The organism is Marinobacter sp. UBA2498 (assembly GCF_002341575.1).
Classification (GTDB): Bacteria; Pseudomonadota; Gammaproteobacteria; order Pseudomonadales; family Oleiphilaceae; genus Marinobacter; species Marinobacter manganoxydans.
Window position 1 is genome coordinate 1 of the sequence record NZ_DDOI01000074.1, and the last position, 7,082, is coordinate 7,082.

General features: G+C 60.8%; 6 protein-coding genes and 1 pseudogene. 5 read left to right on the top strand and 2 right to left on the bottom strand.

The window, feature by feature from the left end; translation table 11 throughout:
* Positions 1–116: 116 nt before the first annotated feature.
* On the top strand, positions 117–1,454 hold the full coding sequence (locus tag B2W52_RS10390; protein ID WP_273071518.1) for an MATE family efflux transporter: 1,338 nt from the start codon (positions 117–119) through the stop codon (positions 1,452–1,454).
* Here the strand turns inward: B2W52_RS10390 and B2W52_RS10395 are convergent.
* Complete coding sequence (locus B2W52_RS10395; RefSeq protein ID WP_008172718.1) at positions 1,440–1,865, bottom strand: thioesterase family protein; 426 nt, start codon at positions 1,863–1,865, stop codon at positions 1,440–1,442. The two genes, B2W52_RS10390 and B2W52_RS10395, sit on opposite strands and share 15 nt — an antisense overlap.
* A 291-nt stretch (positions 1,866–2,156) precedes the next feature.
* On the opposite strand from B2W52_RS10395, the gene B2W52_RS10400 reads away from it, so the two are divergent.
* The 4 genes from B2W52_RS10400 (at position 2,157) to B2W52_RS10415 (ending at position 6,938) form a co-directional block, all read left to right on the top strand.
* The gene (locus B2W52_RS10400) at positions 2,157–3,794 is read left to right on the top strand and encodes an MBL fold metallo-hydrolase (RefSeq protein WP_286802895.1); all 1,638 of its coding nucleotides are present in this window, start codon (positions 2,157–2,159) and stop codon (positions 3,792–3,794) included.
* 191 nt (positions 3,795–3,985) lie between these two features.
* A complete protein-coding gene (locus B2W52_RS10405; protein ID WP_008172714.1) occupies positions 3,986–5,389 on the top strand; it encodes a succinylglutamate desuccinylase/aspartoacylase family protein in 1,404 nt (467 codons plus the stop codon).
* 45 nt (positions 5,390–5,434) lie between these two features.
* On the top strand, positions 5,435–6,403 hold the full coding sequence (locus B2W52_RS10410) for a DMT family transporter (RefSeq protein WP_008172711.1): 969 nt from the start codon (positions 5,435–5,437) through the stop codon (positions 6,401–6,403).
* Complete coding sequence (locus B2W52_RS10415) at positions 6,396–6,938, top strand: carbohydrate-binding protein (RefSeq protein WP_008172708.1); 543 nt, start codon at positions 6,396–6,398, stop codon at positions 6,936–6,938. The genes B2W52_RS10410 and B2W52_RS10415 overlap by 8 nt, the downstream gene beginning before the upstream one ends.
* A gap of 18 nt (positions 6,939–6,956) precedes the next feature.
* On the opposite strand, the pseudogene B2W52_RS10420 reads toward B2W52_RS10415, so the two are convergent.
* Positions 6,957–7,082: pseudogene (locus B2W52_RS10420) on the bottom strand (aminotransferase); the annotation flags it as partial.

Consider the following 7,082-nt stretch of genomic DNA (forward strand, 5'->3'; position numbering starts at 1 on the left):
CCCAGGGATGGGTTCACGGCGTCTCCTGGTAAGTCGTTCCGGCACCTTTGCTAACACCGAAAGCCAGACCTGTTAGAATCTCGCCCCCAAGCCAAACCGAAGGCCCACAACACCCCGTGCAGACCACCACCCAGAACCCATCCCTGGCCCGCCAGCTCTACAGCATGACCTGGCCCATGCTCTTCGGGGTGCTGTCCCTGATGACCTTCCAGCTGGCCGACAGTGCCTTCGTGGGTCAGCTGGGTCGTGATCCGCTGGCAGCCCTGGGTTTCACCTTGCCGATGCAGCAACTGATCATCGGCCTTCAGGTGGGTCTGGGGATCGCCACCACAGCGATCGTATCCCGCACGCTGGGGGCCGGCGATGAATTGCGCGCCTTCCGGCTGGGCGGCCTGATCATTACCGTGGGCGGCAGCCTCGTTTTCGTCATCTGCGTGGCGCTGTGGTTTCTGCAGGGGCACATCATGACCGCGCTTGGCGCGGAAGACTCACTCCTACCCCTGATCCGGCAATACTGGATTCCCTGGCTGATGGCCGCCTGGACCGGGGCATTCCTGTATTTCGGCTACAGTGTGTGTCGCTCCCACGGTGACACAAAATTGCCGGGGTACATGATGGTGGCCACGAGCCTGACCAACATCGCCCTGGACCCGCTCTACATCTTTGTTTTCGGCTGGGGACTGCCCGGCGCCGCCTGGGCCACCGTTACCTCTTTTGGTATCGGCTGCCTGGTGATCTATCCGAAACTTCTCAAACGCCACTGGATCCGGTTCGACCTGCGCGAGCTTGCCCTCTGGAAGGCCCTGAAACAGCTCAATGGCATCATGGCTCCGGCCATGGTCAGCCAACTGATGCCGGCTGTCTCGGCCATGCTGGCGACAGCCTTGGTGGCCGGCTTTGGCTCCGCCGCCGTCGCCGCCTGGGGGCTGGGCACCCGTCTGGAATTTTTCTCCATTGTGGTGGTGCTGGCCCTGACCATGTCGATGCCGCCGATGATTGGCCGCATGCTGGGTGCCGGGGATATCGAGCAGATCCGGAAACTGGTGCGCCTCGCGGTCCGGTTTGTGGTGGTCTGGCAGCTGGCCATCGGCCTGACCTGGGTGGTCGCTTCCGGATTGGTGTCGGAGCTGTTTTCCAGCGACAGTGATGTTCAGGAGGTTCTGGCCGGCTATCTGGTGCGGGTGCCGCTTAGCTACAGCGGTCTGGGCGTCTGTATGCTGATGGTGTCGGTGTGCAATGCCCTCGGACTGGCGATGCGGGCCCTGCTGGTGTCCACCCTGCGCCTGTTCCTGTGCTTCCTGCCCCTGCTCTGGATCGGTAGCCAGATCAACGGGGTCTATGGGCTTATGAGTGGTGCGCTGGTGGGCAATCTGTTTGCCGGCGCCATGGCTTACAGCTTTTATCGTGCCGGCATGACGCGTTTGAAGGCCGAGATATCCTTAGGCAAAGCGTGAGCGGAAGCTCTCGGGTACCGGCACGACTTCCTTGCGGTGGTAGTTGAAGAAGACGAATCCGTATTTCGCCAGTGCCACCGGCTGGCCGCTCTCGGCCTTGGTGACCCGGAACACGAAATCCCCGCCATACTTGTTGAAGTCCATCAGACCCACTTCAAAACGCAGCATTTCCGGGAAGAAGGATTCCGACTGGTACATGGTGGCCAGGTCGGTAACGATAATGCCGGTGCCGTCTTTGCTCGCTTCCTGGATACCGTAACTGACCAGGAACTGGGCCCGGGCTTCGGAGAGCATAGAGATCAGGGCGTCGTTGCCGAGGTGGTTGGCGCCGTTGATGTCGGTGATTCTGACGGGCATTCTGGTTTCGAAGCAGAAGACGTCGTCCGGGAAGGAGAGTTTGATTCGGGCCACGGGGGTTCCTGTTTTCACTGGGGATCTTTGAGCGAATGATACGCTGTTCGACTTTAGTGTTCATCTTGGGATCTTGCCCTTCAAATCGGTTATCTTGGTTCTATGCCCCTGCGCATTGAGGTTTGGCGGTGCGACGGCTGGGAAAGGCCTTCCAAAACGCGCTCCTGCGGCACGTCCATGTGACGCTTGACTGTCGCCATCCATGGCGACAGACAGTTTTGGAAGGCCCTTCCCTGCCATCGTTCGTATCACTCCCGCGCACTGACAATAAATATTTGAAGATGGAGTTTTATGGATATTCGCCCTGCTGCCACCTTGGTTCTGGTTCGAGATACAGCCGAAGGCCTTGAAGTCCTGCTGCTGCAACGCACCTGCGACGCCGTGTTTATGCCCGGCTATTTTGTATTCCCTGGCGGGCGAGTCGAGGAAAACGAGACTCACGGGCAGGACCATATTATCGGGCCCGGAGACGCCGAGATCAGTCAGACCATGAGTGTCGATGAAGGCGGCGCGGACTATATGTTGGCGGCGGTTCGGGAGTGTTTTGAGGAGTCCGGGGTTCTGGTTGCGGTGGATAAACAGGGCAACCCGATATCCGGGGATCATCCGGCCCATGCGGATCGGAGGTCGGTGTTCGACGGCGATCTGTCTCTGGCCAGTCTGTGCAAAAAGCACGGCTTGGCGCTTCCGCTGGACAGGCTTGCCTATCTCGGCCACTGGATTACGCCGCCGGGGCCGCCGAGGCGTTTCGATACACGGTTTTTCGTGACGCCCGCTCCGGAAGGTCAATTGGCCGGGCACGACGGTATCGAAACCATCGATCATGTCTGGATCCGCCCGGAACAGGCCCTTGAGGATCATCGGAACGGCCAGCGGTTGCTGGGGTTGCCAACGATTCGGACGTTGCGGGTGCTCAACGGGTTCGAGACCACCGATGCGCTGATGCGCTATGCCCACGCCAACCCGCCCGAGCCCTACCCCAACCAGCCCTGGCCGGCGGTCAAAAAGGGTAAGCCGGTGACGCTGGAGCCGGGAGCGCCGGCCTATGATGAGGCCGCGAAGCTGGATCCGGAAGGTGAAGGCTCGACCCGGGCGGAGATTAATCCCGGAGAGGCGGTTGAGGTCGCGGCCCGTGTCACCCGGCTGACGGCGCCCAACCCGGGGATGATGACCGGGCCAGGGACCAACACTTACATTCTGGGCCATGAACGCTTCACGGTGATCGACCCCGGCCCCGCCAACGAGTCCCATATCGAGCGAATTCTGGAGGTGACCGGTGGCGTCATTGACCAGGTTCTGGTAACCCACACGCACCAGGACCATTCGCCGGCCGTTGCCGCCCTGAAAGAGCGCACCGGTTGCCGGGTGTTCGGTTGGCCGGCGCCCCCGGGTGCCGGCCAGGACCAGACCTTCCGGGCCGATGATGAACCGGAGCACGGTGATCTGATTGTGACCGAAGCCGGGCTCCTGAAGGTGCTTCATACCCCGGGTCATGCCTCGAACCATCTGTGTTTTCTGCTGGTCGACCAGAAGCTGCTGTTTTCCGGTGACCACATCATGCAGGGCTCAACGGTGGTCATTAATCCGCCGGACGGCGACATGAAGGCCTACATCGAGTCGCTCTACGAGTTGCTGGCCGAATCCATTCGCTACATTGCGCCAGCACACGGCTTTCTGATGGGGCATCCCGAAGCGGTGATCGATTTCCTGATCACCCACCGTCTGTCCCGTGAGCACAAGGTGGCCCGCGCGCTGGAAGCCCTGGCTCCTGTAGACCTGAAAGCTCTTACCGCAAAAGCCTATGACGATGTTCCGGCCGCCATCCACGGCCTTGCGGCACGGTCAGCCCTGGCGCATTTACTGAAGCTGGAGGCGGAGCACAGGGCGTTCCGGGAGGACGATCTGTGGCATGTCGTACACGACAGCTAACGCGGGAGTAACGAAAGCACACGGGATTTCGCAAAACACCCATATTTTTAATCACTTTTCCGGCGTATAACTGTTTTCGTTATAACTTGCCCGGATTTCATGAAAGTGGCATTAAACCTTTGTCACAGCAGTATTCATGACCGCCAGAGGCACTCTATCCTTGAGCGCACACTGACGAACCGTGAGGAAATATGCTGTTTGAGCGGCTTCAAAAACCGTCCCCCCGGATCCTGCTGATTGGCCTGGTCATACCCTGGCTGTCGGCACCTGTTCTGGCCGAAACCGATTCGGCAAAGGCCAGCAAAAAATCCGAAGTGCTGATCGCGGAACTGGCCGAGGACGAGAGCGTCGAGGACGTTGAGCATTCGGCCCCTCTGCAGACCAAAGGGAAGAACAATACAGCCCGTCAGCCGGCAGTCCCACAGGGCGGAGCCGGTATCGATACGCCCTCGGCCGGTTCCCGCAAGGTAGCCCCGAACATCGATCTCAAGCAGGTTGCGCCGCCACCGGAGGCACAGGTTTCAGCGCCCGGAGATACCGATGCAGATGCCGCAGAATCCGAGGTCATGGCAACCGAAGCGGTGGCCGAACCCGAGCCGGAGCCGGAGCCGGAGCCGGAGCCCGAGATTCGCGAAGGCGAGGTCTTCACGCTGCTGGACAATGATGTCCTGCCCGGCACGTCTACCCGCCTGGCCTGGACCCCCGGCATTCAGATTGCCGGGCTGTCCCAGACAACCCCGGTTCTGGTGGTCAACGGCATCAACGCCGGCCCGACGCTGTGCCTCACCGGGGCAGTTCACGGGGATGAGTTGAATGGCATCGAGATCATCCGCCAGACCATGTATGACCTGAACCCGGAGAAGCTGTCGGGCACGGTCGTGGGTGTGCCGATTGTGAACCTGCCGGGATTCCAGCAGGGCAGTCGTTACCTGCCCGATCGCCGGGACCTCAACCGGCATTTCCCGGGCAGCCCCGATGGCAGCCTGGCCGACCGGATTGCCCATTCACTGTTCGAGAACGTGATTCGCAAGTGCGACATGCTGGTGGACATCCACACCGGCTCACTGAAGCGCACCAACCTGCCGCAGCTTCGCGCCGACATGAACAACCCGGACGTGGCGGAATTCACCCGGGGCTTTGACCGCATGGCGGTGGTTCACAGCTCCGGTTCTGCGGGCATGTTGCGCACCGCTGCTGTGGAAGCCGGTATTCGCACCGTCACCCTGGAAGCCGGCGAATCCCACCGTATACAGCAGCATCAGATCGGTGCCGGCGTGAACAGCCTAACCAGCCTGATGGAGCGTCAGGGCATGATCTCCCGGATGTTCGTGTGGGGCGATCCGGAGCCTGTCTACTACGATTCCGACTGGATCCGCGCGGACCACGGCGGGATTCTGTTCAGCGAAATTGAGTTGGGGGCCAGCGTATCGGAAGGGGAGATTCTCGGTTACGTGTCCGATCCGATCACCAATGCCCAGCACCCCATCCGGTCCACCACCGATGGCCGGGTTATCGGTATGGCCGTGGACCAGGTAGTGATGGCCGGTTTTGCCGCCTACCACATTGGTACGGAGGCAGAAGTTCCCGGAGAGTAGTATGCTAGGCTTTTTTCGGGCCTCACCAACCCCACAGGAGCCTTTGTGTCTTCCGAGAACGCCGGAGTCTTGTCACGAATTCCCGGCCTGGCCTACATCGGGCTGGTTCTTACACCTCTGTTCTGGGCCGGCAACGCCGTTGTCGCCCGGGGCACGGTAGAGAACATTCCGCCGCTCTCCATGTCGTTCTGGCGCTGGGTAATCGCCCTGGCCATCCTGCTGCCTTTCGGCCTGCCGGGTATCTGGCGCCACCGCCAGGTTATCCGCCAGCGCTTCGGTTCCATGCTGGCACTGGCGACCTTCAGTGTGGGAGCCTTCAATACCCTGCTGTATCTGGCGGCCACCACAACCACCGCGACCAACATTGCCCTGATCAACGCCACCATTCCCATTTTTGTCGCTCTGCTTGCCTGGATCCTGCTCGGCGACCGGACCCGGCCGATTCAGGCGTTGGGAATCGCGCTGGCGATTACTGGCATCGTTACCGTGATTGCCCGCGGCGACCTCTCGGTGTTGACCAATCTCCAGGCCCAACCCGGCGATCTGATCATGGTGGCGGCGGTGTTCAGCTGGGGCCTGTTCTCGGTGCTACTGAGACGGCAGGCCGTACCACTGCCTGCACTAACGTTTCTGACCACCCAGATTCTCCTCGGCACACTGGTCGTCCTGCCCTTCTATCTGACGGATCTGCTGTTCTTCTCTGGTGGCTTTGAGCTGTCGCAAAGCACCGCCATGCCGTTGCTGTACTTCGCCATCTTCCCGGGGATCCTGGCCTATGGATTCTGGAACCACGGTGTGCATAAAATTGGTCCGGCCAGGGCGGCCATCTTTATGTACCTGACCCCTGTGTTTGCCTCGGTTCTGGCCGGCATTTTCCTGGCCGAATCCCTCGGGCTGTTTCATGTTATCGGCGGGGCACTGATCCTGGCCGGGCTGGTGCTGGCCACGCAGACCCGGAAACACACCCACTACCCAACCCCGGAACGCTCAGCAAAAGGAGACCCCCATGATTAAACCTGTGCCAGGAAACTCTCACCGCTTCTTTTGCCTGGTTCTGGTCCTGTTGGCCGCTGGCCTGTCGGCGCCGGCTGCAGCGGAACCCTGTGATCCCGAAGAGTCAAAGTGGGTGCCTACCCGCTATTATCCAGCCGGTGCAGCGGTCTTTCACAAAGGCAGTTGGTATGAGTCCCGCGAACTGCACGAGGGCCTGGAGCCCGGCATTACGTTCGACTGGAAAGAACTGGATTCTGTGCCGGACTGCGAGGGCCGTAAGCAACCGGTTGACCAAACCCGGACCGGAGACGGCCAGAAAGGCACCGAGGCCGGCCAATCCGTCGGCAAGAGCAAACGGGGCGAGACGTCTTCCGGCATGTGCGTAAGACCGGACCCGTGGCTATTTTCCAGAAGCTACACGGTTGGCAGCCTGGTCACCCACGGCGGTCAGATCTGGGAGGCTATCCGGGCAACCAATGGTGACATGCCCGGCATGAACAAGCCTCCTCGCTGGCAACTGGTGGAGGATCATTGTTCCCTGGAAGGCCAACAGTAACGAGGAACGGGCAACTGACTAGAGAGCCGCTTCAATGCGGCCGATGACCTCTTCCAGAACCGATCTGGCGCAGCCGATGTTCAGGCGCATAAAGCCGCTGCCCGGGTCTCCGAAGGAGAGTCCGGGATTCATGCCCACACCGGC

Bases quoted from the DNA above. Each gene is read 5' to 3' on its own strand.
- B2W52_RS10415 (WP_008172708.1), top strand. From the start codon at position 6,396: ATGATTAAACCTGTGCCAGGAAACTCTCACCGCTTCTTTTGCCTGGTT.
- B2W52_RS10405 (WP_008172714.1), top strand. From the start codon at position 3,986: ATGCTGTTTGAGCGGCTTCAAAAACCGTCCCCCCGGATCCTGCTGATT.
- B2W52_RS10400 (WP_286802895.1), top strand. From the start codon at position 2,157: ATGGATATTCGCCCTGCTGCCACCTTGGTTCTGGTTCGAGATACAGCC.